This is a genomic window from Sphingobium sp. BHU LFT2, from assembly GCF_018604485.1.
In the GTDB taxonomy this organism is placed as follows: Bacteria; Pseudomonadota; Alphaproteobacteria; order Sphingomonadales; family Sphingomonadaceae; genus Sphingobium; species Sphingobium yanoikuyae_A.
Window position 1 is genome coordinate 17,847 of record NZ_JAFCGW010000012.1, and the last position, 24,875, is coordinate 42,721.

Sequence of the window (24,875 nt, forward strand, 5' to 3'; positions counted from 1 at the left end):
GCCTCAGTCCGGATTGCGATCGAGGTCGGCCAGTTCCTGGTCGATGTCGCGCAGTGCCTCGGCCCGATCGCTTTCCGGCATGCGGCTGGCGGCGATCTGGGCACGAGCGGCGGTCAGCCCGGCGCGCGCGGCATTGCGCCCCGCCCGTTCGGCATTGCGGGACATGCGCTCTGCATCGCGGGCGTTCAGCATGGCGATCCGCTCCGCCTTGCGGGCCTGCGCCTCGATCGCCCGCTCGCAGATGCGCACCCGGATGTTGCGGCGGCCATTGGCATCGACAAATTCGCGATGGCTGGTGACCTTGTCACCCTCGCAGCCTTCGCGCACGTCGACCACCGGCACCATGCGGGCAATCTCCGCCTCGGTCGGGATGCGATGGGTTTCGACCCGGCCATTGGCATGGGTGACGATCACCCGTCCCGGCTCGCTGCGCACCGTCACCGGCGGCACGGGCGGGACCGGCGGAACCGGGGGCACGATGTCGGCGGCCGGAACCGGCGGCACGGGCGCTGCAGGCGGCACGCGATCGGCATGGGCGACCGGCGCAGGCGCTGCCGCCGGCATAGGCGCGGCGGCGGGAACCGGCGCGGCCTGCGGCAGGGTCTCCCGCGCCGATACGGGCTGCGACACCAGGTTGGTCAGCCTGGCGAAATCGGCCTGATCGACCTTGTCGGTGATCGCCGCCATCTGCTGCGCGGCGCGGCTGCCCGATGCGGTGAGGGCCAGGCCCGTGGCGACGACCATGGCGACGGCGGCCATGCCCCAGCTGATGCGCTTCAACGATGTTTCATGGCTCGAAAGCATTTTCAGCCTCCCCTTGAGCGTGGTGATGCGGGTGAGATGGCAGGCGCCGGCAAATTGGCGACCACCGGCGGCCTTCAATATGGCGCGGCCATAGGCGTGGGCCTGATCCTGGCCGTAGAGCGAGAGGACGCGCGCGTCGCATGCGGTTTCCTGATCGGCGCGATAGGCGCGATAGGCGATCCAGGCGACCGGATTGCACCAGTGCAGCGCCAGCAGCAGCAGCGCGACCATGTTGGCGGCCAGATCGCCGCGCTCATGATGGGCGCGTTCATGGGCGATCGCCATATCCTGCTCCTGCGCGTCATAGCGCAGCCCGAAATCGGCCGGCAGGACAATATAGGGCCGGAAAATGCCGAAGGCGAGCGGCCCGGATGCCTGCGGACTGGTGATCAGGTGGATGCGCCCTTCCTCGCCCAGCGGCGTCGATCCGGCCAATATGTCGCGACGAAACCGGGCATAGCCGATCGCCTGCACGACCAGGAACAGGACGACGCCCAGCGCCCACAGGCCAATCGCCATTTCCAGCCAGGGGATGCTCGTCGCTGCGGCCTGTGCCGCGGGCGATGGCGCAATCTCCAGCAGCGCCGGCAGGCCCGCCTGGTCCACGACATTATGCAGCGGCGAAGGCGCGGCAACCTCGCGCGGAAGCGTTGGCAACAGCATCCGGGCCAGCGGCAGCAGCCACAGCCAATAGGCCGCCCCCGCCCCCAGCCAGCGCGCCACCGGGCGTCGCAACATCATCACCATCGCCATCAGCAGGGTCGTGGCGATCAGCGTTTCGGCCATCCAGACGCTCATGATTTCAACCCCTTCAGGATTTCCTCAAGCTCCGCGATATCATCCGCGCTCAACTGGTCCTGGCTCGCCAGCTGGGCGACCAGGGGAGAGATGCGACCGCCGAACAGGCGATTGACCAGCCGGCCGGACTCGCTCGCCACATAATCCTCGCGCGCCACCAGCGGGCGATAGAGGAAGCGGCGGCCATCCTGGTCGGCGGCGATCACCTCCTTGGCCATCAGCCGCGACAGCAAGGTCTTGACCGTCTGCAGGCTCCAGTCACGTTCGGCGGTGACGCGATCGGCGACGTCATTGGCGGTTGCCGGCGCCTGTTCCCACAGCGCTTCCATCACCACCAGTTCCGCTTCGCTGATCTTCTCGCTCACTGCCTGATCCCGACCCTATTCCGACTCTCCAACTACAGATGTAGTCGCATCGATTACGAATGTAGTCAATCAGGAAAGTGGCTCGGCCCAAATAGCTTTTCGACGAAAGTGTCGGGCGACCTTACAAACGACAGCGGACGACTGGCGGCGTTAACCCTTGAACCATGCACGAATGGGTGGCTTTCCACTTCTGGCACGCCGGATGCTTCTCTTCCCACATACCCACCGTTCAACTACCCGGGGGATGCCGGCACGGTCTCCGCAGGCATCCCCCACCCGGTGGCCGCTCCCGAAGCTTTCACAGACCTTATCGCCAGCCGGACTTGCAGCACATTGAACCGTCCCTGGCCGGCTTCATATGCACGCACTGCAGACAAGAAAAAGGGCGGCCCGACCAGCGGACCGCCCCATGATCTTTCGCCCTGAGCCGGCGATCAGTTCGCCGCAGCGACGCCGTTGTCGGTCATCAGCTGCTGAAGCTCGCCGGCCTCGTACATTTCCATCATGATGTCGCTGCCGCCGACAAATTCGCCCTTCACATAAAGCTGGGGGATGGTCGGCCAGTCGGAGAAGCTCTTGATGCCCTGACGGACCGCCTGGTCCTGCAGCACGTCGACCGTCTCGTAATTGACGCCCAGATGCTCCAGGATCGCGATCGCGCGGCTGGAAAAGCCACACTGGGGGAAGAGCGGCGTGCCCTTCATGAAGAGCACCACGTCATTGCCGTTGACGATGTCGGCGATCCGCTGCTGCACGGCGTCGGTCATTTCACTGGGTCCAATTCTTTGTCTGGCGTCGCCGCGCGGCGGACGCATATGTCGCTATGGCGGTTAGTTGGGAACGGCGGTGGTCAGTTGCAAGGCGTGAAGCACCCCGCCCATGCGTCCGCCCAGCGCCGCATAGACGGCGCGCTGCTGCGCCACGCGGGTCATGCCCCGGAAGCTTTCGGACACGACCTTCGCCGCATAATGATCGCCGTCGCCGGCAAGGTCGGTAATCTCGACCTGCGCATCCGGGATCGCGGTCTTGATCATCTCGGCAATATCGTCTGCTGCCATCGGCATGGCGATACCTGCCTTACTGCGCTTCGATGAACATGCGGCGGGCGATCACCGCCTGCTCGTCGAGCGCGGTGCGTACGCCGCCTTCGTCGATGTCGAGGCCCGCCTGGGTCATGTCGCCCAGCAGCTTGCGGATGACGTCCTCGTCGCCCGCTTCCTCGAAATCGGCCTGCACGACGGCCTTGGCATAGGCGTCGGTTTCCTCAGGGGTCAGGCCCATCTTCGCGGCCGCCCATTCGCCCAGCAGGCGGTTGCGGCGCGCCTGGATGCGGAACTGCATCTCCTGGTCGTGCGCGAACATATTTTCAAATGCGCGCTCGCGGTCGTCGAAAGTGGTCATGCGTGAAGCCCTGTTGAAATGCGTCTGTCGCGTTCAGAGATAGGCGGAACCGCGCCTTTAGGCAACGGCCGGCACCAGCCAGGGGCGCAAAGCCGCATCCTTCGCCTCGAACGCGTCGATCACATCCGCCTCGTCCAGGGTCAGGCCGATCTCGTCGAGGCCGCCCAGCAGGCAATGCTTGCGGAACGGATCGATCTCGAAGCTGAAGCGATCCTGATATTGGGTGGTGACGCTCTGCTGCTCCAGATCCACATGGATCGGGTCGGTCTTGGCGACTTCCATCAGCCGGTCGATCGCCTCCTGCGGCAGCACTACGGTCAAGATACCATTCTTGAACGCATTGCCCGAGAAGATGTCGGAAAAGCTCGGCGCGATCACCACCTTGATGCCCAGGTCGCCCAGCGCCCAGGCGGCATGTTCACGGCTGGAGCCGCAGCCGAAATTGTCGCCCGCGATCAGGATCGGGCTGCCGGCATATTCGGGATCGTCGAAGACATTGCCCGGTTCCTTGCGCAGCACCTCGAACGCGCCCTTGCCAAGGCCGGCGCGCGAAATCGTCTTGAGCCAGTGCGCCGGGATGACGATGTCGGTGTCGACATTCTTCATCCCGAACGGATAGGCCCGGCCGTCAACGGTAGTCAGCTTGTCCATCAGTGCGCCCGCTTCGCCTCCACCGCGGGACCGTCCTCAGCGCGGCCCAGCGTCGCGGCCATCGCCGCACTGGCCAGCGCGCCCAGCGCCAGCACCCAGAATACCTTCTTCATGCGACCATCCCCTCTTTTTCACCCATCAATGCGCGCACATCGGTCAGCCGGCCGGTCAGCGCGGCAGCCGCCGCCATTTCCGGCGAGACCAGATGCGTGCGCGATCCCGGACCCTGACGGCCCATGAAATTGCGGTTGCTGGTCGATGCGCAGCGTTCGCCGGCCGGCACCTTGTCCGGATTCATGCCCAGGCATGCCGAACAGCCCGGCTCGCGCCATTCGAAACCGGCGTCGAGGAAGATGCGATCCAGCCCCTCGGCCTCGGCCATGCGCTTGACCAGGCCCGATCCCGGCACGACCATCGCATGCTTGATGCCGGCCGCGATATGCCGGCCCTTCAACAGCCCGGCGGCGGCGCGCAGATCCTCGATCCGGCTGTTGGTGCAGCTGCCGATGAAGACATGCTCGATCGCGACATCTTCCATCTTCTGCCCGGCGGACAGGCCCATATAGTCGAGCGACTTCTGCGCGGCGGCGCGCTTCGACGCATCGGCGAAGCTTTCCGGATCCGGCACCACGCCGGTCACCGGCACGACATCCTCGGGACTGGTGCCCCAGGTGACGTTGGGGACGATGTCGGCCGCGTCGATCACGACCGTCTTGTCGAACACCGCGCCTTCATCGGTGTGCAGCGTCTTCCACCAGGCGACGGCCGCATCCCAGTCGGCGCCCCTGGGCGCCATCGGACGGCCTTCGATATAGGCGAAGGTCTTCTCGTCCGGCGCGAACAGGCCGGACCGGGCGCCCGCCTCGATCGACATGTTGGCGACGGTCAGGCGGCCCTCGATCGACATGTCGCGGAACACCGACCCGCGATATTCCATGACATAGCCGGTGCCGCCGGCGGTGCCGATCGTGCCACAGATCGCCAGCGCCACATCCTTGGGGGTGACGCCATAGCCCAGCTCACCCTCGACCACGACCTGCATGGTCTTCGACTGCTTCAGCAGCAGGGTCTGGGTCGCCAGCACATGCTCGACCTCGGACGTGCCGATGCCGAAGGCCAGCGCGCCCAGCGCGCCGTGCGAGCTGGTATGGCTGTCGCCGCAGACCAGGGTAGTGCCCGGCAAGGTGAAGCCCTGTTCCGGGCCGACGACATGGACGATGCCCTGTTCCGGGTCCGCGTCGCCGATCAGGCGTACGCCGAATTCGGGCGCATTGCGTTCCAGCGCGGCGAGCTGCTGCGCGCTTTCCGGATCGGCGATCGGGATGCGATGGCCATCGGCGTCTCGGCGCGGCGTGGTCGGCAGATTATGGTCGGGTACCGCAAGGGTCAGGTCGGGCCGGCGCACCTTGCGTCCAGCGAGGCGTAGGCCTTCGAACGCCTGCGGGCTCGTCACTTCATGCACGAGGTGACGATCGATATAGATCAGGCAGGTTCCATCGGGACGCCGTTCAACGACATGCGCGTCCCAGATCTTCTCATAGAGGGTGCGTGGCTTAACCATGGTCCCCTCCCCCTAGACCCGTAAGGCGCCAGGGGAAAGGGGGAGAAACGGGCCTTGCGATGGAAAATGTGTGTTTTTCGCAAGGCTGAAGCAATAATGTTACGCCGCGCGATAATCCTCGACCACGCGGCCGACCGCCGCCAGTTCCGCCTCATGCCCCTCCTCGCGCCAGGTTTCGGCCAGCGCCGCCTCTTCCCATTCGCGCATCGCGGGATGGGCCAGCATGGTTTCGACCCAGCCGCGCGCGATCGGCCCGACATCCAGGCCATAGCTGCGCACCCGGAAGGCGACCGGCGCATAGAAGGCGTCGAGCGCGCTGAATTCCGCGCCGGCCAGATAGGGCCCGCCAAAGCGCGCCAGTCCCTGCTCCCAGAGTTCGCGCAGCCGGGCGATATCCTTGTTCAGCGCCGGCTCGATCAGGTTCAGCTCCACCCGCACCCCGACATTCATCGTGCACGTCGACCGCAGCGCGGAAAAGCCGCTGTGCATTTCCGCCACCGCACACTGGGCAAAGGCGCGCGCATCGGCATCGGCGGGCCAGACGCCCTCATGCCGGTCGGCGAGATAAAGAAGGATGCCGAGCGAATCCCACACCGTCCGATCACCGTCGATCAGCGCGGGCACCTGCCCCGTCGGCGAAAAGCTGCGAAAGGCGCTGTAATTGACCGGCGCGGCAAAGGGCTCGATCCGATCGACGAAATCGATCCCCAGCCCCTTCATCAACAGCCAGGGCCGCAGCGACCAGCTCGAATAATTCCGGTTGGCGGTGATGAGCGTATAGGCCATCGATCAATCTCCCCTGTGCGTGGTGCGCGTCCCCTTAGCGCATCGGGGAACCGCCCGACAGGCGGAACGATCCACGGGTCTGACAAGCTCAGCTTATCAGGCAGGACGGGGAAGCTCGCCCCCCCTGACGAGCAAGTGGGAAGCGGACCGGTTGCTTACCCTCTCCCATTCACGGGAGAGGGAGGGGCCCGCGCCATAGGCGTGGTAGGGTGAGGGTCTTCCGGAACAAGCGCCCCTCATCCAACTTCGCCTGGCCGGCCTTGCCGGCAAGGCTTTCTATCCTTCTCCCGCCAGCGGGCGAAGGAATGAGCGCCTCTGATCGATTGCGGCTGGGCGGCTTTCGGCACCCTGATTTCGATCTGCTGGGCAACCCGAACGGGTGGATCAGGGGACGGTCATTTTTATGCCGTCATACCTGCGGAGACGGGTATCCTTCTCACCAGCGTGGGGCCAGATGCAAGGTCAGGAGATGGATTCCCGCCTGCGCGGGAATGACGAATAAGGGTGGGAAGCGGACCGGCGGCTTTTAGCCAACCGGTTTGGAAAGCGGACATGTGCTCGTCACTTCGCGAGCTATTCCACAAGCGGGATGCAGGGCTGTCTAAACCAAGATGACTCTGTTGCTTCGGAACACCAAAACCCCTCGAACAAACTGGCGATCTTTAGGCCTTGGAACGCCTCTTCTTTCCCAAGAAGCAGTGTGTAGAAGCTATCCCAGTGGACCCATGCTAGAAGTGAGTGATCGGGAGCAATCAGGCGTTTCACGCCATATTGTGGAAGGTCAGCCATGCCGTCCCACAAATCACCTTGTTCCAACAAGCTAGTGTCGACCAGGCGTTCATCATCACCAAATTCATCTCCCACGATCAGCCGGCTAAAACCGGCTCGTCTAAACACTGCGGCGAGGTTGGCTTGCATCAGCGGTTCGAAACGCCCCTCGTTCGGCGGAAATATGCCATGCTGAGAGCAGTAAATGGTGAGACGCTCTGATTTGGCGGCGTCCGCAAAGCCATGCTTGAGGCCGCGGATGCTCGTTCTCAAAGCCTGATCCAAATCGCAGTGGTTAGCGAAATCAGCCTGCTGACAGATCGTTCGCCAGCCGATCTGCCGTCCATATCGCTTTGCCGCACTATCGACCCCTTCGAAACTAATCTCCTTACCAACGCGTCGATTAGCCGCCTCTTCGTCCGCCCACTCCAACAAACCAAGTGCAGCAGGAGCCGCCGAGCCTGAAAGGACAAGCGTTCCGTGTTCGCAGGTCTTCGGGTCGAGCCCTTTTACGGTGAAAAATGGATGGAGGGCGACAAAGCCGTGTGTGTATGCGCCGCCAAACCAAGGTAGGATGGGCGTATCGTCGGGCGGGCCAAACTTATCTCGATCGATCATATCCATACCCCGTTCTAATCGCATACCGTTACGATGTCAGCTTTCGGGCTAGGCCAACTCTACGATGAACGGCACAAAATGGTCGCTTCCAGACCGACAGCTATCTCTCCCTCCCGCCGCAGCTCTTTCCTACACAGGGCTTTTTCTGTTCTATCCTGTTGGATGAACCAGCCTCTTCCTCCTCCGCTCGCCGCGCTGCTCGAAACCGGCAATATCAGCCATGCCGCGCAGATGGTCGGCATGTCCCGTTCCAGCGCGCACCGGCTGCGCGATCGGCTCGCGGGCACCGGCTTCGACCGCTGCTGGGCCAATGCACTGGCGCTCCACGCCGCCCGCCTGAGCGATCCGCTCGCGCCGAACCGCCGACATAAGGGGCCGATCGGCCGATAAATGGCGCCCGGCTGTCGCCTGACTGTCGCGTCGCTGTCGCTTCGGCGTGCCCCCGATGTCGCTTCACTGTCGCTTCGCGGGCGCGCCACAGGCGCATTGTAGTCAAAATCGCCCCGAAATCACGACGCATGACGGTGTGAACTTTCAACTGTCGCGTCATTTCCCCCTCGCCCCTGGAGCGATTTCCAAGCAATCGGCATCGATTGTTGATTAAGAAATCGCGGCAAAACAAATAATAGCCAAGCCCTTGCATGCGCGGCACTAAGGCGACCCCGGCGGCGGGCGACCGTTCGTGCCAGGGCCAGAACAGGGAGCATTTCGTGAACCGACGCCAATTCCTCACCACCAGCGGCGCCACGGCGCTGGCCGCATCCGCCCCGCGCGCCTTTGCGCAGCCGGGATCGCAGGATGCCCGCCTGCGCGCCATGCTGGACGGCTTCTTCTATGAGCGGCTGGACGACAGCCCGGAACAGGCGACCCGCCTTGGCCTCGACACCGGTGCCCGCGCGGCGCTGCGCGGCAAGCTCAGCGACACCAGTGCCGCCGGCGCGGCGCGCGACCTTGCCCGGACCAAGACGCAGGCGAAGCAGCTTGCCGGTCTCGATCGCGCGGCGCTCAGCCCGGCGAGCCAGCTCGATTATGATGTCGTCGCCTATCAGCTCGACCGCGCCGTGGGTGGCGAGCGTTTCGCCTATGGCGAGACGGCGGGCCGCTATGCGCCCTATATCCTCAGCCAGCTGACCGGCTCCTATCGCGAGACGCCCGACTTCCTCGACAGCCAGCACCGGGTGAAGGACGCGGCCGATGCCGACGCCTATCTGGCGCGGCTCGAAGCCTTCCCCGTCAGCATGGACGGCGAGCTGGAGCGGCAGAAGGCGGATGCGGCCAAGGGCGTGTTCGCGCCCGACTATATTCTCGACACGACGATGAAGATGCAGGCGGCGCTGCGCGACCAGCCCGCCGCCCAGACCGTGCTGGTGGCAAGCTTTGCCAAGAAGCTGGCCGCCGCCGGCCTGCCGCCCGAGCGCGCGGCGCAAGCCGAGAAGATCGTCGCGGAAAAGGTCTTCCCCGCCGTCGATCGCCAGCGCGCGCTGGTGCAGCAGTTGCGGGCCAAGGCGGTGCATGATGCCGGCTGCTGGCGCCTGCCCGATGGCGAGGCCTTCTATGCCGCCGCCGCCGAGGCCGCGACCACGACCCGGCTGACCGGCGACGAAATCCACCAGATGGGCCTGGATCAGGTCGCCAGCATTTCGTCGCGGATCGACGCGATCCTGAAGGGCGAAGGGATGAGCCAGGGCACGGTCGGCGACCGTCTGGTCGCGCTCAACAAGCGCCCCGACCAGCTCTACCCCAATACCGATCCGGGCCGCGAGGCGCTGCTGGCGCAGCTCAACAGCCAGATCAAGGCGATGCAGGCGCGGCTGGGCGAGGCGTTCAACACCGTGCCCAAGGCGCCGGTCGAGGTGCGCCGCGTACCGGTGACGATCCAGGCGGGCGCGCCGGGCGGCTATTATCAGAATGCCTCGCTCGACGGGTCGCGGCCGGCCATCTATTTCATCAATCTGCGCGACACGTTCGACCGGCCGAAATTCGGCCTTGCCACGCTGACCCATCATGAGGCGGTGCCGGGCCACCATCTGCAGGTGACGGTGGCGCTGGAATCGGATTCGATCCCGATGATCCGCCGCCGCGGCTTCTACAGCGGCTATTCCGAAGGCTGGGCGCTCTATTCCGAGCAACTCGCCGACGAGATGGGCATGTATAAGGGCGATCCGCTAGGCCAGGTCGGCTATCTCCAGTCGCTGCTGTTCCGCGCCACCCGGCTGGTGGTCGACAGTGGCATGCACGCCAAGCGCTGGAGCCGCGAGAAGGCGACCGATTACCTCATCGCCACCACCGGCATCGCGCGCGGCCGCAGCCAGGGCGAGATCGACCGCTACACCGTCTGGCCGGGCCAGGCGTGCAGCTACAAGATCGGTCACACCGTGTGGAACGACCTGCGCGAGGAAGTGAAGACGGCGCAGGGGGACAAGTTCGACCTCAAGCAGTTCCATGAGGTGCTCACGCTGGGCGCGATGCCGCTCGACATATTGAAGCAGGCGGTGCGCCAGCGGGCGGGGATCGCCTAAAACCAATATGCAAAAAACGGCCCGGTGGTGCGCCACCGGGCCGTCGAGGGTCCTTCCACCCAAATCGCGAAGGGAGTGTCGAATTCCCCGCGAACTGGCTGTCTTCACGGCCCCGGCCGCGAAACCCTAATCTTCCATGCTTGTTACGCTAGCGGAACCCATCTTCCCGACAAGCATCGGGATATCGCCGGGAAGATGGGGCGCCTGCGGCAGATTCTATTTCGTCGTTCCCGCGGAAGCGGGAACCCATCTCCCAACGCCGGTTCCTGACGCGAGGTCGGGAGATGGATCCCCGCCTTCGCGGGGATGACGGGGATAGGGTTTAGGCCGCAAACTGGTTCATCGTGTTGTGGGCGCCGCCGGCCTTGAGCGCGGCTTCGCCGGCGAAATATTCCTTATGGTCGTCGCCAATGTCGGAGCCGGCCATATTCTGGTGCTTCACGCAGGCGATGCCCTGGCGGATTTCCTGCCGCTGAACGCCCTTGACGTAGCCCAGCATGCCGGCCTCGCCGAAATATTCCTTCGCGAGATTGTCGGTGCTGAGCGCGGCGGTGTGATAGGTCGGCAGGGTGATGAGGTGGTGGAAGATGCCCGCCTGCGCTGCCGCATCCTTCTGGAAGGTCCGGATGCGTTCGTCCGCCTCGATGCCGAGGTCGGTGGCGTCATAGTCCGCGCTCATCAACCTGGCCCGGTCATAGGCGGCAAGGTCGCGACCTTCCTTCTCCCAGACGTCGAACACCTGCTGACGGAAGTTCAGCGTCCAGTTGAAGCTGGGCGAATTGTTATAGACCAGCTTGGCATTGGGGATCACCTCGCAGATGCGGCTGACCATCCCGCCGATCTGGCCGATATGCGGCTTTTCGGTTTCGATCCACAGCAGGTCGGCGCCGTTCTGGAGCGCGGTGATGCAGTCGAGGACGCAGCGATCCTCGCCGGTGCCGGCGCGGAACTGGTAGAGATTCGACGGCAGGCGCTTGGGCTTGAGCAACTGGCCGTCGCGGCTGATGAGGACGTCACCATGGCCGATCGCGCCGGCATCGACCGGGTCGCAATCGAGGAAGCCATTATAGAGGTCGCCGATATCGCCCGCTTGCCGGGTGAAGGCGATCTGCTTGGTGAGGCCCGCGCCCAGCGAGTCGGTGCGCGCGACGATCACGCCGTCGTCGATCCCGAGTTCTAGGAAGGCGTAGCGGACCGCCCGGATCTTCGCGAGGAAGTCTTCGTGCGGGACCGTGACCTTGCCGTCCTGATGGCCGCACTGTTTTTCATCCGAGACCTGGTTCTCGATCTGGATGCAGCAGGCGCCGGCCTCGATGAACTTCTTGGCGAGCAGATAGGTCGCCTCCGCATTGCCGAAGCCGGCGTCGATGTCGGCAACGATCGGCACGATATGGGTTTCGTAATTGTCGATCTGCTGCTGCAACTTCGCGGCGCGGACCTCATCGCCTTCCGCGCGGGCCTTGTCGAGATCGCGGAACAGGCCGCCCAGCTCGCGGGCGTCGGCCTGGCGCAGGAAGGTGTAGAGTTCCTCGATCAGCGCCGGGACGCTGGTCTTTTCATGCATCGACTGGTCAGGCAGCGGGCCGAACTCGCTGCGCAGCGCCGCGACCATCCAACCCGAAAGATAGAGGTAGCGGCCCTTGGTGGTGCCGAAATGCTTCTTGATGGAGATCATCTTCTGCTGGCCGATGAAGCCGTGCCAGCAGCCCAGCGACTGTGTGTAGTTGGCCGGATCGGCATCATAGGCGGCCATGTCGGCGCGCATGATCTTCGCGGTGTAGCGGGCGATGTCGAGGCCGCTCTGGAACCGGTTCTGCAGGCGCATGCGGGCGACGGATTCAGGGGCAATGCCGTCCCAATGGCCCTGGCCACCGATCAGCGTGTCGGCCTTCGCGATTTCACTTTGATAGGTCATGTCGTCATTCCCTTGGGGTGAGCTGCAAGAAAGAATGACAGCGAAGTAGACACAGGAAATGGGGTGCGGCACCCCTGCCAAAGTCCAGTTGTCGATCTTTACAAAAATCTGCTGTAAAGTTGTAAAGAGCGTACAGGAGTCGTGTCATGGCCAAGGATCGTCCCGTCTATATGGGGCCGCGATTGCGGCGGCTGCGACGCGAGCTGGGCCTGACCCAGGCAGACATGGCCAATGATCTGGAGATCAGCGCCTCCTATGTCGCACTGCTGGAGCGCAACCAGCGGCCGCTGACCGCCGACATGCTGCTGCGACTGGCGCGCACCTACAAGCTGGACATGGCCGAAGTGGCGGGCGACGGCGGCGCGGAACAGACGGCGCGGCTGCAGGCGGTGCTGAAAGACCCGATGTTCGCCGATATCGACCTGCCGCAACTGGCAACCGGCGATGTCGCGGTCAATTATCCGGGTATTACCGAGGCTTTGCTGCGGCTCTATACCAGCTATCGCGAGGAACATCTGGCGCTCGCCGACAGGGGGGCGGATGCGGAACCCCAGGAGGATGTTGCCGATCCGGTGGCCGAGGCCCGGCGCTTCGTCGCCGCGCGGCGCAACAGCTTCCCTCTGCTAGACGATGCGGCCGAGAAGCTGGCGGCGGAAGCGGAGGCAGAGGGTGGCCTGGCCGGCTGGCTCAAGGCGCGGCACAATTTGCGGGTGCGGCGATTGCCGTCGGACGTGATGGCAGGATCGATGCGGCGGCTGGACCGGCATCGTGACGCGGTGCTGCTGGACGATGCGCTGGACGGGGCGAGTTCTGCCTTTCAACTGGCGTTGCAGATCGCCTATCTGGAGATGCGCAAGGGCTTCGACGCGCTGCTGAAGGACGGACAGTTCGCCAGCGAGAGCGGGCGGCGGCTCGCCCGGCGGGCATTGGCCGGCTATGGCGCGGCGGCGATATTGATGCCCTATACCGCCTTCGCCAAGGCGGTGGAGGCGAAGCGCTATGATGTCGAGGCGCTGGCCCGGCAGTTCGGCGTCAGCTTCGAGCAGGCGGCGCACCGGCTGACGACGTTGCAGAAGCCGGGGCAGGAACGCGTCCCCTTCTTCTTCCTGCGGGTCGACCAGGCAGGCAATGTGTCCAAGCGGCTGGACGGGGCCGGCTTTCCCTTTGCCCGCCATGGCGGTTCCTGCCCGCTCTGGTCGGTGCATCGCGTATTCGAGACGCCGCGCGAGGTGGTGACGCAATGGCTGGAACTGCCCGACGGCCAGCGCTTCTTCTCGATCGCGCGCACCGTGACCGCCGGCGGCGGCAGTTGGGGGGCGGCGAAGGTGGAGCGGGCGATCGCACTGTGCTGCGCGGCCGACCATGCCCATCGGCTGGTCTATAGCCAGGATGCGCCGGCCCCCGCGCCGACGCCGATCGGCGTTACCTGTCGCCTGTGCCACCGCAGCCAGTGCATGGCCCGGTCCGCCCCGCCGATCGGCCGCGACATGCTGCCCGACGATTATCGGCGGACGCGGGCGCCGTTCGGCTTTGCCGATGGTTAGGGAGTGGCGCGCTTACCTGTCTCCGTTCGTTTCGAGCTTGTCGAGAAACGGGGTGAAGCGGGGCATGAAGGTCGGCGCTTGCCGCTTCTCGACAAGCTCGAAGCGAACGGATTGGGGGGAGGCTCTGATGGATGAGGAAACGCCACCGATGGGGCAGCCGTCCGGCCTTTCGAAGCGATCGCTGGTGATTGCCGGGCTGTCGACCATCGTCGAATGGTATGACTTCACCCTCTATCTCTATCTCGCCACCTTGTTGTCGCGCATCTTCTATGGCGGCGGCGCGGCGGGCGTGGGCCATGTGCTGGCGGGCTTTGCCCTCGCCTATCTGATGCGGCCATTAGGGGCGATATTCTTTGGCCATATCGGCGATCGCCATGGCAGGCGGCCGACCATGTTGCTGTCGATGGCGCTGATGAGCGCGGCGATGCTGGCGACCGCGCTGCTGCCGACCCAGGCCCAGGCCGGAGCGATGGCCGGCTGGCTGCTGCTGGCGCTGCGCTGTGTCATGGCCTTCTCGGTCGGGGGCGAATATACCGGCGTCGTTGCCTATCTGCTGGAAGGGGCACCGCCGGGCCGACGGGGCCTCATCACATCCCTGGCGTCGGCGGCGAGCGAGGTCGGCGGGCTGCTGGCAGTGGCGCTGTCCGCCCTGACCGTGGCACTGCTGGACGAGGCGGCGCTGGCCGACTGGGGCTGGCGCATTCCCTTTCTGGTTGGCGCGGGACTTGCGGCGCTCATCCTGCTAGCGCGGTCGCGGATCGAGGAATCGCCCGATTTCCTGGCGCAGCGCGCCCGTGGAAGCATCCCGGCCCAGCCCCTGCGCCTCAGCCTGCGCGCCTATCGGCCGGCGATCGGCCGCGGCTTTGCCATTTCGGCGCTGGGGTCGATCACCTATTATGTCGGCATCGTCTATGTGCCGAGCTTCCTGATCGGCACCGGCCGCATGGGCGAGGCCGATGCGCTGACACTCTCAACGCTGGCGGCGCTCGTTGTGATCCTGGTGACGCCGCTGGTCGGGGCCTTGTCCGACCGGATCGGGCGGCGGCCGGTGCTGGTCGCGCTGGCGCTGGCCGGCGTGGCGCTGCCGGCCTTGCTCTTTGCCCTGATGGCCCAGGGCAGCGCATTGGGCGGCGCGCTGGTCGGCGCGATCCTGCTGGCGGCACTGGGCGGGGCGGTGAGCGCGGTCGGCGCCGTGACCACGGCCGAGCAATTTCCCGGCGAAGGGCGGCTGAGCGGCCTCGCCTTTGGCGCCACCAGTGCGACGGCCCTGTTCGGCGGCCTTACGCCCTATCTGTCGCACCAACTGACGCAGGCCAGCGGATGGGCATCGGCCCCCGGCTGGCTGATCGCGATCGTCGCGCTGGGCGTATTGCCGGTGCTATGGCGCCTGCCCGAAAGCGCGCCAAAGCGACAACTGCCCCGCTGAGCCCCCTTCCCGCGTCGCCCGCTCTGGGCTAGCGCATGCGCCACAAAAGAAAGGGGAGCATCCTTAATGCGTTTGACGATTTCGCTGGCCGCGCTCGCGCTGGCCATCATGCCCATGGCCGTCCAGGCCCAGGACGGGGACAAGAAGAAGGATGAGGCACCGGCCGCCGAAGCTGGCGTGCCCGCCCCCAATGTCTCGGTCACCCATCATAAGGGCGTGTTCGGCGGCAAGGCGATCAGCTACACCGCGACCACCGGCGAAACCTATCTGAAGGACAAGGATGGCAAGCCGCTCGCGGCGATCTATGCCACCGCCTATGTCAAGGATGGCGGCGACAAGAAGCGCCCGATCACCTTCCTCTATAATGGCGGCCCCGGCTCGGGCTCGCTCTGGCTGCACATGGGCGCCTTCGGCCCCAAGCGCGTGGTGCTGCCCGATGCACAGGATGACGGCGCCCCGCCCTATCCGCTGGTCGACAATGCGGAATCACTGCTCGACGTCACCGACCTCGTCTTCATCGATCCGGTCGGCACCGGCTTTTCTCATGCCATCGGCAAGAAGGATCCCAAGGATTATTGGGGGGTGTCGGCCGACGCCAAGTCGATCGCCGAGTATATTCGCCTGTGGCTCAATGAAAATGGCCGCTGGTCCTCGCCCAAATATATCGGCGGCGAAAGCTATGGCACCACCCGTTCGGTGGCCCTCATCAACGAGCTGGAGGGCAGCTATAACGACGTCGCGGTCAACGGCATCATCCTGATCTCGTCGATCCTCGACTTCGGTGCCTCGGCCGAGGTGCAGGGCAATGAAATGCCCTATATCCTCAACCTCCCCTCGATGGCGACGACCGCCTGGTATCACAAGAAGATGGGCAATCCGCCCGCCACCGTGGCCGAAGCCGCGCAGCAGGCCCGCGCCTTCGCGATCGGCCCCTATGCCGCCGCGCTGCTGAAGGGCAACCAACTGTCGGATCAGGAACGCGCCAGCGTCCGTGCCGAACTGGCCCGCCTCACCGGCCTGTCGGAGCAGTTTGTCGACCATGCAGAACTGCGCATTTCGCCGGGCCGTTTCTACAAGGAATTGCTGCGCGATCGGGGCGTCTCCATCGGTCGCCTCGACACCCGCTATACCGGCAAGGATTATGATGCGGCCGGCGAAGAGCCGGACAATGACCCCAGCTTCTACGCGATCGACGGCGCCTATACCGCGGCGATGAACAGCTATGCCCGCGACGAGCTGAAGTACAAGACCGACCGCAGCTATGTGACGATCGGCGGGGTCAGCGGCTGGGACTGGAAGCTGCAGGGCCAGCGCGGCCGCGACAGCGAAGTTTACGCCAGCGTCGCCCCCTATCTCAGCAAGGCTTTGCGCGAGAATAGCGGCCTCAAGGTATTCGTAGGCCAGGGCTGGTATGATTTCGCCACGCCCTTCTTCGGCGCGGAATATGCGATGAGCCGCACCGGCTTCGATCCCGCGCGGATCCAGTATCATTATTATGATGCCGGCCACATGATGTATGTCCGCCCCGACGACCTGCGCAAGTTGAGCGCAGATATCCGGGCGTTCATCAACGCCCGCTGATCCACGCTAACGATCCGGCCCTTCCTCCCGCGCCTGCCAGTCTTCCCGACCATGGCGGACCCGCAGGATGAGGGGCCGGCTATCCTCGACCAGATCATAAAGAATCAGATGCGCCCGATAGTGGCGCACCCGTACCGGCGGCATGATCTCCTCCCGCAGTCGCACTGCAAAAGGATATTCGGCAATCAGGTCGAAAGCCGCCGCCAACCCGGCATGATAGAGATCGGCCTGCACCAGCCCAAACCGTTCGATCCCGTCGATGAAGATCGCTGCGATATCGTCCGACGCCGCGCGGGTCAGACGATAGCGCGCCATATTAGCGCTTCAACCCGGCCTGATGCAGCGCCCGCACGCGGATATCCTCCATCGTCTCGTCGCTGATCCCGCCCTGCCGCGCTTCATCGACCAGCATCTGCATATGGGCGACCTTCGCCAGCCGCTCCTGATCGCGCCGGATCAGGTCACGCACATAATCGCTCGCATTGCTGTAACGGCCGGTTGCCGTCTGTGCGTCGACCCAGTTCTTCATCGGATCGGGCAGAGAAATATTCATTGTCGCCATAGGTTGCTCCTGCCCTATCCTATCGCAAATTGGCAAAGATTGCCAATCATTCGAAGGCTTCACAGGCATGCCTCGCCATCGCAACAATCCCCTTTAACGCCCGTAAAATCCCCTTATGCTCCTGCCCAGCAAGGGAGATTCAATCATATGCGCCACGCGCTCACGGCCTTTCTGGCCGCTGTCAGCTTTTCGTCCATCGCCGTCGCCCAAACCCCGACTGCGCCGCCGCCGGCTCAGCCGGCCATGGTCCAGCCTACCCCCACGCCGCAGAGCGAACTGCCCGGCCTGATCGCCAGGGACATGGAGGGGCTGATGACCCTCTATCGCGACCTGCACGCCAATCCCGAACTCTCGCTGCAGGAGGTGAACACCGCCGCCAAGCTGGCGAAGCGCCTGAAAGCGATGAAGTTCGACGTGACCGAGAAGGTCGGCGGCACCGGCGTCGTCGCGGTGATGAAGAATGGCTCAGGCCCCGTCCTCCTCATCCGCGCCGACATGGACGGCCTGCCGGTGGTCGAGCAGACCGGCCTCGACTTCGCGTCCAAGGTCCGCACCAAGACGCCCGAGGGGGTCGAAACCGGCGTGATGCACGCCTGCGGCCATGACACCCACATGACCGCCTTCATCGAGACCGCCAAGCTGCTGTCCAGCCAGAAGGACAAGTGGAAGGGCACGCTGGTGATGATCCTCCAGCCGGCCGAGGAAGTGGGCAAGGGCGCCCGCGACATGCTGGAGGACGGGCTCTACACCCGCTTCCCGCGCCCGACCCATGCCATCGCCTTCCATGACGCCGCCAATCTCCAGGCCGGCGTCGTCGGCTATACGCCGGGCTATGCCCTCGCCAATGTCGACAGCGTCGATATCGTCGTGAAGGGGCTGGGCGGCCATGGTGCCTATCCGCAGACGACCAAGGACCCGATCGTCCTGGGTTCACGGATCGTCACCTCGCTGCAGACCTTGATCAGCCGCGAACAGGATCCGCAGGATCCCGCCGTCGTCACCGTTGGCAGCTTCCAGGCCGGCGCCAAGCACAACATCATCCCCGACCAGGCGCTGCTGCTGTTGACCGTGCGCAGCTATTCGGACGAGACCCGCGCCAAGCTGATCAAGGGGATCGAGCGGATCGCCCGTGGCGAGGCGATTGCGGCGGGCGTGCCCGACGACAAGATGCCGGTGATCAGCGTCAAGGACGAGTTCACTCCGTCCACCTACAACCCGCCCGAATTTGCCGAACAGATGGGCGCGCTGCTCAAGGGGCATTTCGCCGAGGGCCGCGTGGTCAAGACCCCGGCGGTGATGGGCGGCGAGGATTTCGGCCGCTTCTACCGCGCCGACAAGTCGATCAACAGCTTCATCTTCTGGGTCGGCGGCGTGCCGGCGGACAAGATGGCGGCGGCCGAGGCTGGCCAAATCACCCTGCCCTCGCTGCACAGCCCGTTCTGGGCGCCGGAGGCCGACAAGGTCATCGCCACCGCCAGCGAGGCGATGACCGTCCTCGCCATGGATATCCTGAAGAAGGATTGAGCTTATACGCTGACCGCGCAGCGGCGCCGATGGACCTCCATCAGCGCCAGCGCGGTCAGCGCCACGCCCAGCCCCAGGATCATGTCGACCAGATAATGGGTGCCCTCGACCGGGGTCGATAGCAGCATCGCCGCGTTGAGCGCGACGATCGGCCAGCGCAGCGCCGCGATCCGCCAGCCCGCCGCAATATACAGAACCGCCGCCGCGGTATGGAAGCTGGGCGCCGACACGATGCCGCGCAACTGCCCCAGATCGATGGCATGGACCGCATGCGTCCGCAGCGCCGGGATCAGCCCCTGCTGCCACAGTTCGCTTTCGGGCATGTAGCGGATCGGTTCGTGCCACAGATAGGAGAATGGCCCCACCGCCGGCATCAGGCTGAACAGGATCAGGGTGATGACCGCCGCCAGCCAGAAGGTGGCGATGAAGCGCCAGGCCCGTTCCTGCTCGCCCGCCCGCGCCATGCACCATAGCAGCAGCGCCGGCGTCACATAGATGCTGCGATAGGCGGCCGTTTCCAGGAACTGGAGTGTCCGGTGCGACGCCGTCAGCCGATACCAATAGAGCCAGTCGAACCCCAGCGCTTCGTCGATCCGCTGCAAGGTCGCATCGGCATAGCCATGGGTCAGCGCCGCCACGGGATAGCTGGCCGCCGCGCCCATGACCGAGATCAGCGTGAACAGGCCGACATAGGTGGCAAATGGCGCCACCACCCCGGCATGGCGCCAGCCGCTGCGCGGCAGACCGAAGCGCAGCACCAGCAACAGCGCCGCCGCCGCGCCATAGGCGATGCTGCTCAGCTGCCAGAAATCGATGCGCAGGTCAGCCATGTCCAGCAGCAGGGCGAGCAGCAGCATGCTCCCGCCCAGCGCCGCCAGAAAATGCCGCCGGATCGCCAATGGCCGCGTGACGATCGGCACCGGACGCGCCGTCTGCGCGGCAACAGGCTCAGCCAGAGGCCAGGAGGTTTCGATCGACGGCATCACGCTTATGTCCGGGAAGAAAGGCGGAAAGGCCGCCCTTCCGCCTCCCGTGCTTAAGCTGCGATGAACCGTTGCATGACGGCCCTGTCAGGGCTGCAGCAGCCAGCCCGCGCCACCGCCCAGCGCGATGATCGCCGGCATGCTCCAGCGCCCCTTGATCCGCCAGGCACAGAGCGCACCGACCAGCAGGATCAGGCCCGCCGCCCAGAGCCGGTCCGCCCGCATCGCCGCCGCCCAGCCCAGTTGCACCAGCGTTGCCGCGATCACCCCGACCACGGCCGCTGCGACCCCGGCCAGCAGATGGTGGAGCTCCGGATTTTCGACCAGCGCCTCCAGCCGCTCATAGAAGATCAGGGAAAAGGCGAAGGCTGGCAGGAACATGCCCGCCGTGATCGCCAGCGCGCCGCCCAGCCCACCGGCCATATAGCCGGCAAAGGTCGCGAAGATGACCAAGGGCGCCGGCAATATGCCGGCCAGCGCCACCCCGTCGAGGAACAGCCCGTCCGACAGCCAGCCGCGCCCGACCGTATCGCCGCGCACATAGGGAATGGCGGTATAGGCGCCGCCAAAGGTGAGCAGCCCGCCCTTCAGCCCTGCAATGAACAGCAGCAGCATGTCGGGCCGCGCTGCACCAGCCACCGTCGGGATCGGCGCAACCGCCACTGTTCCTTTGTGCAGCAACAGCGCCAACAAGACCGCCCCGACCAGCACCACGCCAATGACCATGGGCCGCGCCCGAAAAGCATAGACCAGCCCCGCCGCCAGCAGCGGAATCCAGAAAGGGGTGCCCAGCAGCGTCGCGGCAGAGGCGCCGATCGCCAGCGCCCAGAGCAACCGGTCCTCCAGCACATGGCCGCCGATCCGCTGCACCGCGCGCGCGATGATCGCCAGCACCACCAGCTGGATGCCGAACAGCACCGGCAGCGCCCAGCCCGCGCCGGCAATCCAGTCGCGATAAAGCCAGGCGGCGACCAGCATCAGCAGCAGACCGGGCAGCATGAAGCCCAGCCCCGCCAGCAGCCCGCCGATCCGGCCGCGCGCCATCATGCCCATATGGACGCATAGTTCATGGGCTTCGGGACCCGGCAATATCTGCATCACCGCCAACAGGCGGTTAAAGCGCGGCCCGGACAGCCAGCGCTCCTCCTCGACCAGGGTCTGGCGTAGCATCGCGATCTGCGCGACCGGCCCGCCAAAGGCCAGGCAGCCAAAGCGCAGGAATTTCAGGAATAGCGGGAACAGGCGGATCGGCGGCGGACCATCATCCAGTGTCGTCATCGTCATCGGCTCCTGCCGCAGGCGCGGCCTATGGAGCGGAACTTGGACGATCATCGCCTGAACGGGCGCCCGCACGGCCCGTTGGCGCTCATCATAGCATCGCGCGCCGCGAAGAAAAGAGGCGGCGCAACAGGATGGGGCGGCCGTTCAGCCGCCCCTCCCGAGCGGACGATCAGGCGCCGAAGCCGCCGTCGATCGTGTGCATGGCACCGGTGATGATGCCGGCTTCCGGCCCCGCCAGATAGGCGGCCAGCCCGGCAATTTCCTCACTCGTGGCATGGCGCTTGATCGCCATGAAGCCGTGCATGGTGGCGCTCATCGGGCCATCGGCCGGGTTCATGTCGGTATTGGTCGGGCCGGGCTGGATGATGTTGACGGTGATGCCGCGCGCGCCGAAGTCGCGGGCCAGGCCACGGGCCATGCCCTGCAGCGCCGACTTGGTCAGCGCATAGGCCGCGCCGCCCTCGAACGGCATGCGATCGCCATTGACCGAACCGATGACGATTATCCGTCCGCCATCGTTCATCTGCCGCGCCGCCTCGACCGCCGCATGATAGGGCGCGCGGACATTGATATCGATCATCCGGTCGACCGCATCGGCGTCCAGCGTCAACGGATCGCCCAGCACCAGCGTGCCGGCATTGACGACCAGCACGTCGAGCGCGCCCTCGCCCGCCACCACGTCGATCACCGCCTGGCGATCGGCCGCATCGGAGCGGATGGCACGGGCGCCGACATCGGCAGCAAGCGCGGTGGCAGCGTCCTGCGACCCGGCATAGGTGAAGGCAACATCGGCGCCGTCCCCGGCGAAGCGCCGCACGATCGCGGCACCGATACCCCGGCTGCCGCCGAGGACGAGGACTTTCTTGGCAGTGAAATCGGTCATGGGACAATTCCTTGCTAAATTTGTAATGACCGCTATATAAATCACCGATCGCGCCCGTCAAGGATTTTTGTAATGACCATTAAAGAAAAAGCCAAGAGCCGGGGCCGCCCACGTTCCTTCGACGAGGACGCCGCCCTTTCTGCGGCGCAGGCACTGTTTCATCAACATGGCTATGATGGTGTCGGCGTTGCCGCGCTGGCGCAGGCGATGGGGATCAATCCGCCCAGCCTCTATGCCGCTTTCGGTGACAAGGCGGCCCTGTTCGACCGGGTGCTGGCGCGCTACGCCCGCAATGCCCTGCCGGTGGACGAGATATTGGCGCCCGGCAGGCCGCCGGCTGCCGCGCTTACCGAACTGCTGCGCACCGCCGCCCGCATCTATGCCACCGATCCGGCCGCGCCGGGCTGCATGGTGCTGGAGGCCGCGCGCGGCGCCGACGCGACCGCCGCCGCACAGGCGCGTTGCTGGAAGGACAGGAGCGTCGACCGGGTCCGGGATTATCTGGCCCCCGACCATCCCGACCAGGCGCTGCCGGTCGCCGATTATATGGTGGCTATCATGTCAGGCCTGTCGTCCGATGCCCGTGACGGCAAGCCGATCGAGCGATTGCTCGCCATTGCCGATATGGCCGGCCTCGCGCTGGAGGCGGTTCTGGCCAGCCGCTGATCTAGTGGGGCCGATGCCCCTTGCGCCATTTGGTCAGCAGATGGCGCGCCAGCATCAGCGGCGGCATCCGCAGCCAGTGGGATCGCACGAAAAAGGCGAAGACCAGCGCTTTGCGCGTCTCCTGCCCCCAGCCGTTGCGCGCCAGCAACCGGCTGATGAAAGCTCGGTCGCTCCAACGCAATTTATAATCGACCTCTATAGGCGCTCGATAGGCTTTGACCTCGGTATCGAAGAGATGACGAGAGAGGCGTAACGCGCGCCAAACTGCTGCGGTCAATTGGTGATGCGCCGCCTTCTCGAAGAGACAGAGATAAAAATCATCCTGTCGTTCCGACGATTCCTCACAAAGGCAATGAATATCCCACAGGTTGCGCAGGCCGCCCTGCAAATCGCCGTCCGCCAGCAGATGCGCTGCCGCATGACAGACCCGATCCTCAGCCGACAGCATATATAATCCATCGGTTATCAGGACTGCGTCCGCCATCATCCCGGCCGCATCCGGCGTCGGCCGCGCCGTCAGCGGCAGCACGGTATGATGCACGTCGATCATGCGGTCGCGCTCGGTGTGGATCATCGGCGGCAGTTCATGCATCCACTGCCGATAATAGGCGTCGTCATAGGGGTCTTCCTTGACCCATTCCCAACCGGCCGCAACCAGCGCATCGGCCGCCGCATCGATCCGGTCGCGCGGCACCAATATGTCGAGATCGCCGATGAAGCGCCCCCGCCCCGCCGGCAGGCCCGCCGCCGCATAAGCCGTCCCCTTGAGCAGGATCACCGGCAGGCCGATCGGCGCCAGCGCCGCCCGCGCCCGGTCCGCCTCCCAGATCGCCTGGCGCGCCTCGCGTGCCGCATCAGCCTTGGCATCCGTCAGGATCGGCCGTACCGCATCGGGCACAGCCTGCCCCTCCAGCCGGAAGGCGAGCGTGCCGATCAGCCGCTCCGCCCGCGCCATCGCGATCAGGCTGTTCCAGCCGGCCGCATCCAGCGCCGCCGTCTTCGCCGGATCGCGCAAGGCCCCGACCAGCAGCGCCGCGCTCATGCGATGTCGCTCCACAGCCGGTCGACCATGGCGATCGCCGCCTCGCCCGAGGGGAAGTCGATCGCCCGCGCCGGTACCTGCGCGACAAAGCGCGTCAGCGCAGCAAAGGCCGGTTCGCCCAGCGCCACATAATTGGTCGATGCCTGGGTCAGGCGCATGAACACTTCCCCCCGCCCCACCGGCCGTTCCGCCGGCCCGGAGCCGAAGCGCGGGAACAGCAGCAGCGCCGGCATCCCGCCCTCGCCCATCCGCGCCACAGCATCGGCGCGCGGCACCATATGGCGAATGTCGCCCTTGGCGGTCGCGCCCAGCAGCGGCCCCATGCGCGCTGTCGGCACCTCGCCCGCGATCACGTCGATCGCCTTGTTCTTGAGCGACACCAGCCGGGGAAAGGGCAATATCGCCCCGCTGTCGAGATCAAGCAGCGCAAACTCGTCGCCCATCAGCCGCCAGCCACGCTCGCCCAATTGCGCCGCCAGCGTCGACTTGCCCGATCCGGACTCGCCGGTCATCACCAGCACCCGGCCGTCCTTCTCGACGCTCGACGCATGGAGCAGCAGATGTCGGCGCCAGCCCAGCGCCATCTGCAGGTTCATGCCCATTTCCGCCGCCAGCAGCCCATGGGCGAGGCTCATCGGCGCGGCATCGGCCAGGCCATGGTCGCCGGTGATGAAGATGGACGGTCGCACCCAGCGCCGGATCGCGCTGGTCGGCTGCAAGCGCACGGTGAAATCGGCGATGGCTCCCTCGACATCGGGATAATCGGCATAGAGGCGCTTCAACTGGTCGATCGGCTGCGCCCAAGCGGAACCGATGCGGAAGGTCGCCGGGCCGATGCGCAGGGTCAGGCTGTGCCTCATGCCGGCCGCACCAGCCCGATCCGGTCGAGATAGGCGAGATGCTGGCCGATCTCGCCCACCACATCGCCCTCGCCCAGATCATAGAGCAGGGCCAGCCGATCGCGCAGCATCGCCGCGCTCGCCGGCAGGCCATCGGCCATGGCGTCCAATATCTCGGGCACCGGGCTGATCACCATATGGGTCTGGCCCGACGGGCGATGATAGAGCAGGACGATATCATCCAGCGGCCGAACGATGATCGCCTCCGCCCCTTCGCGACGATATAGTTCTTCCCTGACCACGCGTCCGGCACCTCCATGGCTCCCCTCTTGCCCTAAAGCCAAAAGGGTAGCCAAGT

The 24,875-nt window shown here is 65.4% G+C and carries 25 protein-coding genes; 7 read left to right on the plus strand and 18 right to left on the minus strand.

Going from position 1 to position 24,875, the window contains the following annotated elements:
* Positions 1-3: 3 nt before the first annotated feature.
* The 9 genes from JQK15_RS19225 to JQK15_RS19265 all read right to left on the minus strand — a co-directional run bounded on the left by JQK15_RS19225 (position 4) and on the right by JQK15_RS19265 (position 7,758).
* Positions 4-1,602, minus strand: a complete 1,599-nt coding sequence (locus tag JQK15_RS19225; RefSeq protein ID WP_214866973.1) for a M56 family metallopeptidase — start codon at positions 1,600-1,602, stop codon at positions 4-6.
* Complete coding sequence (locus tag JQK15_RS19230; protein ID WP_004210924.1) at positions 1,599-1,967, minus strand: BlaI/MecI/CopY family transcriptional regulator; 369 nt, start codon at positions 1,965-1,967, stop codon at positions 1,599-1,601. The genes JQK15_RS19225 and JQK15_RS19230 overlap by 4 nt, the downstream gene beginning before the upstream one ends.
* 434 nt (positions 1,968-2,401) lie before the next feature.
* Positions 2,402-2,734: a Grx4 family monothiol glutaredoxin gene (grxD, locus tag JQK15_RS19235; RefSeq protein ID WP_099233080.1), complete on the minus strand. Its 333-nt coding sequence runs from the start codon at positions 2,732-2,734 to the stop codon at positions 2,402-2,404.
* Between the two features lie 63 nt (positions 2,735-2,797).
* Complete coding sequence (locus tag JQK15_RS19240; protein ID WP_037510601.1) at positions 2,798-3,031, minus strand: BolA/IbaG family iron-sulfur metabolism protein; 234 nt, start codon at positions 3,029-3,031, stop codon at positions 2,798-2,800.
* Between the two features lie 13 nt (positions 3,032-3,044).
* On the minus strand, positions 3,045-3,368 hold the full coding sequence (locus JQK15_RS19245) for a DUF1476 domain-containing protein (RefSeq protein WP_037510605.1): 324 nt from the start codon (positions 3,366-3,368) through the stop codon (positions 3,045-3,047).
* 57 nt (positions 3,369-3,425) lie between these two features.
* Positions 3,426-4,019: a 3-isopropylmalate dehydratase small subunit gene (leuD, locus tag JQK15_RS19250; RefSeq protein WP_004210902.1), complete on the minus strand. Its 594-nt coding sequence runs from the start codon at positions 4,017-4,019 to the stop codon at positions 3,426-3,428.
* 109 nt (positions 4,020-4,128) lie between these two features.
* Positions 4,129-5,580 (minus strand): 3-isopropylmalate dehydratase large subunit, encoded by a 1,452-nt coding sequence (gene leuC, locus JQK15_RS19255; protein WP_037516249.1) that lies wholly within the window; start codon positions 5,578-5,580, stop codon positions 4,129-4,131.
* A 99-nt stretch (positions 5,581-5,679) separates the two neighbouring features.
* A complete protein-coding gene (locus JQK15_RS19260; protein ID WP_214866975.1) occupies positions 5,680-6,366 on the minus strand; it encodes a glutathione S-transferase family protein in 687 nt (228 codons plus the stop codon).
* A gap of 573 nt (positions 6,367-6,939) precedes the next feature.
* Entirely contained in the window at positions 6,940-7,758 is an 819-nt protein-coding gene (locus tag JQK15_RS19265; protein WP_214866977.1) for a DUF2711 family protein, read from the minus strand.
* Positions 7,759-7,914: 156 nt separating this feature from the next.
* Here JQK15_RS19265 and JQK15_RS19270 point away from each other — a divergent pair, with 156 nt between their 5' ends.
* Both JQK15_RS19270 and JQK15_RS19275 read left to right on the plus strand, forming a co-directional pair.
* Positions 7,915-8,142: a LysR family transcriptional regulator gene (locus JQK15_RS19270; RefSeq protein ID WP_251007875.1), complete on the plus strand. Its 228-nt coding sequence runs from the start codon at positions 7,915-7,917 to the stop codon at positions 8,140-8,142.
* Between the two features lie 320 nt (positions 8,143-8,462).
* The gene (locus JQK15_RS19275) at positions 8,463-10,271 is read left to right on the plus strand and encodes a DUF885 domain-containing protein (RefSeq protein ID WP_214866979.1); all 1,809 of its coding nucleotides are present in this window, start codon (positions 8,463-8,465) and stop codon (positions 10,269-10,271) included.
* Positions 10,272-10,593: 322 nt separating this feature from the next.
* On the opposite strand, the gene JQK15_RS19280 is transcribed toward JQK15_RS19275, so the two are convergent.
* Positions 10,594-12,186, minus strand: a complete 1,593-nt coding sequence (locus tag JQK15_RS19280) for an isocitrate lyase (protein WP_214866981.1) — start codon at positions 12,184-12,186, stop codon at positions 10,594-10,596.
* 146 nt (positions 12,187-12,332) lie between these two features.
* Here JQK15_RS19280 and JQK15_RS19285 point away from each other — a divergent pair, with 146 nt between their 5' ends.
* The 3 genes from JQK15_RS19285 to JQK15_RS19295 all read left to right on the plus strand — a co-directional run bounded on the left by JQK15_RS19285 (position 12,333) and on the right by JQK15_RS19295 (position 16,737).
* Positions 12,333-13,730, plus strand: a complete 1,398-nt coding sequence (locus JQK15_RS19285) for a helix-turn-helix domain-containing protein (RefSeq protein ID WP_214866983.1) — start codon at positions 12,333-12,335, stop codon at positions 13,728-13,730.
* A gap of 148 nt (positions 13,731-13,878) precedes the next feature.
* Positions 13,879-15,156 (plus strand): MFS transporter, encoded by a 1,278-nt coding sequence (locus JQK15_RS19290; protein ID WP_214867155.1) that lies wholly within the window; start codon positions 13,879-13,881, stop codon positions 15,154-15,156.
* A gap of 66 nt (positions 15,157-15,222) precedes the next feature.
* A complete protein-coding gene (locus JQK15_RS19295; protein WP_214866985.1) occupies positions 15,223-16,737 on the plus strand; it encodes a S10 family peptidase in 1,515 nt (504 codons plus the stop codon).
* A 6-nt stretch (positions 16,738-16,743) separates the two neighbouring features.
* Here JQK15_RS19295 and JQK15_RS19300 read toward each other — a convergent pair whose 3' ends face one another.
* Positions 16,744-17,052: a type II toxin-antitoxin system RelE/ParE family toxin gene (locus JQK15_RS19300; RefSeq protein ID WP_097382351.1), complete on the minus strand. Its 309-nt coding sequence runs from the start codon at positions 17,050-17,052 to the stop codon at positions 16,744-16,746.
* Position 17,053: 1 nt separating this feature from the next.
* Positions 17,054-17,299 carry a type II toxin-antitoxin system ParD family antitoxin gene (locus tag JQK15_RS19305; RefSeq protein WP_214866988.1) on the minus strand — a complete coding sequence of 82 codons (246 nt, stop codon included), beginning with the start codon at positions 17,297-17,299 and terminating at the stop codon, positions 17,054-17,056.
* Positions 17,300-17,446: 147 nt separating this feature from the next.
* Here JQK15_RS19305 and JQK15_RS19310 point away from each other — a divergent pair, with 147 nt between their 5' ends.
* Positions 17,447-18,823 (plus strand): amidohydrolase, encoded by a 1,377-nt coding sequence (locus JQK15_RS19310; protein ID WP_214866990.1) that lies wholly within the window; start codon positions 17,447-17,449, stop codon positions 18,821-18,823.
* A 2-nt stretch (positions 18,824-18,825) separates the two neighbouring features.
* Here JQK15_RS19310 and JQK15_RS19315 read toward each other — a convergent pair whose 3' ends face one another.
* The 3 genes from JQK15_RS19315 to bdcA form a co-directional block, all read right to left on the minus strand.
* Positions 18,826-19,806 carry a phosphatase PAP2 family protein gene (locus tag JQK15_RS19315; RefSeq protein ID WP_214866992.1) on the minus strand — a complete coding sequence of 327 codons (981 nt, stop codon included), beginning with the start codon at positions 19,804-19,806 and terminating at the stop codon, positions 18,826-18,828.
* A gap of 87 nt (positions 19,807-19,893) precedes the next feature.
* Positions 19,894-21,084, minus strand: coding sequence for a chromate efflux transporter (gene chrA / locus JQK15_RS19320; protein ID WP_214866994.1), 1,191 nt, complete (start codon positions 21,082-21,084; stop codon positions 19,894-19,896).
* 172 nt (positions 21,085-21,256) lie between these two features.
* The gene (gene bdcA, locus JQK15_RS19325; RefSeq protein ID WP_214866996.1) at positions 21,257-21,970 is read right to left on the minus strand and encodes an SDR family oxidoreductase; all 714 of its coding nucleotides are present in this window, start codon (positions 21,968-21,970) and stop codon (positions 21,257-21,259) included.
* Positions 21,971-22,042: 72 nt separating this feature from the next.
* Here bdcA and JQK15_RS19330 point away from each other — a divergent pair, with 72 nt between their 5' ends.
* A complete protein-coding gene (locus JQK15_RS19330) occupies positions 22,043-22,636 on the plus strand; it encodes a TetR/AcrR family transcriptional regulator (protein WP_214866998.1) in 594 nt (197 codons plus the stop codon).
* Between the two features lies 1 nt (position 22,637).
* Here JQK15_RS19330 and JQK15_RS19335 read toward each other — a convergent pair whose 3' ends face one another.
* The 3 genes from JQK15_RS19335 to JQK15_RS19345 are packed head-to-tail and all read right to left on the minus strand — an operon-like array spanning position 22,638 to position 24,819.
* Entirely contained in the window at positions 22,638-23,678 is a 1,041-nt protein-coding gene (locus JQK15_RS19335) for a nucleotidyltransferase domain-containing protein (RefSeq protein WP_214867000.1), read from the minus strand.
* Positions 23,675-24,538: an HprK-related kinase A gene (locus JQK15_RS19340; RefSeq protein ID WP_214867002.1), complete on the minus strand. Its 864-nt coding sequence runs from the start codon at positions 24,536-24,538 to the stop codon at positions 23,675-23,677. The genes JQK15_RS19335 and JQK15_RS19340 overlap by 4 nt, the downstream gene beginning before the upstream one ends.
* On the minus strand, positions 24,535-24,819 hold the full coding sequence (locus JQK15_RS19345) for an HPr-rel-A system PqqD family peptide chaperone (protein ID WP_214867004.1): 285 nt from the start codon (positions 24,817-24,819) through the stop codon (positions 24,535-24,537). Before JQK15_RS19345 ends, JQK15_RS19340 begins: the two co-directional genes overlap by 4 nt.
* Positions 24,820-24,875: the final 56 nt, after the last annotated feature.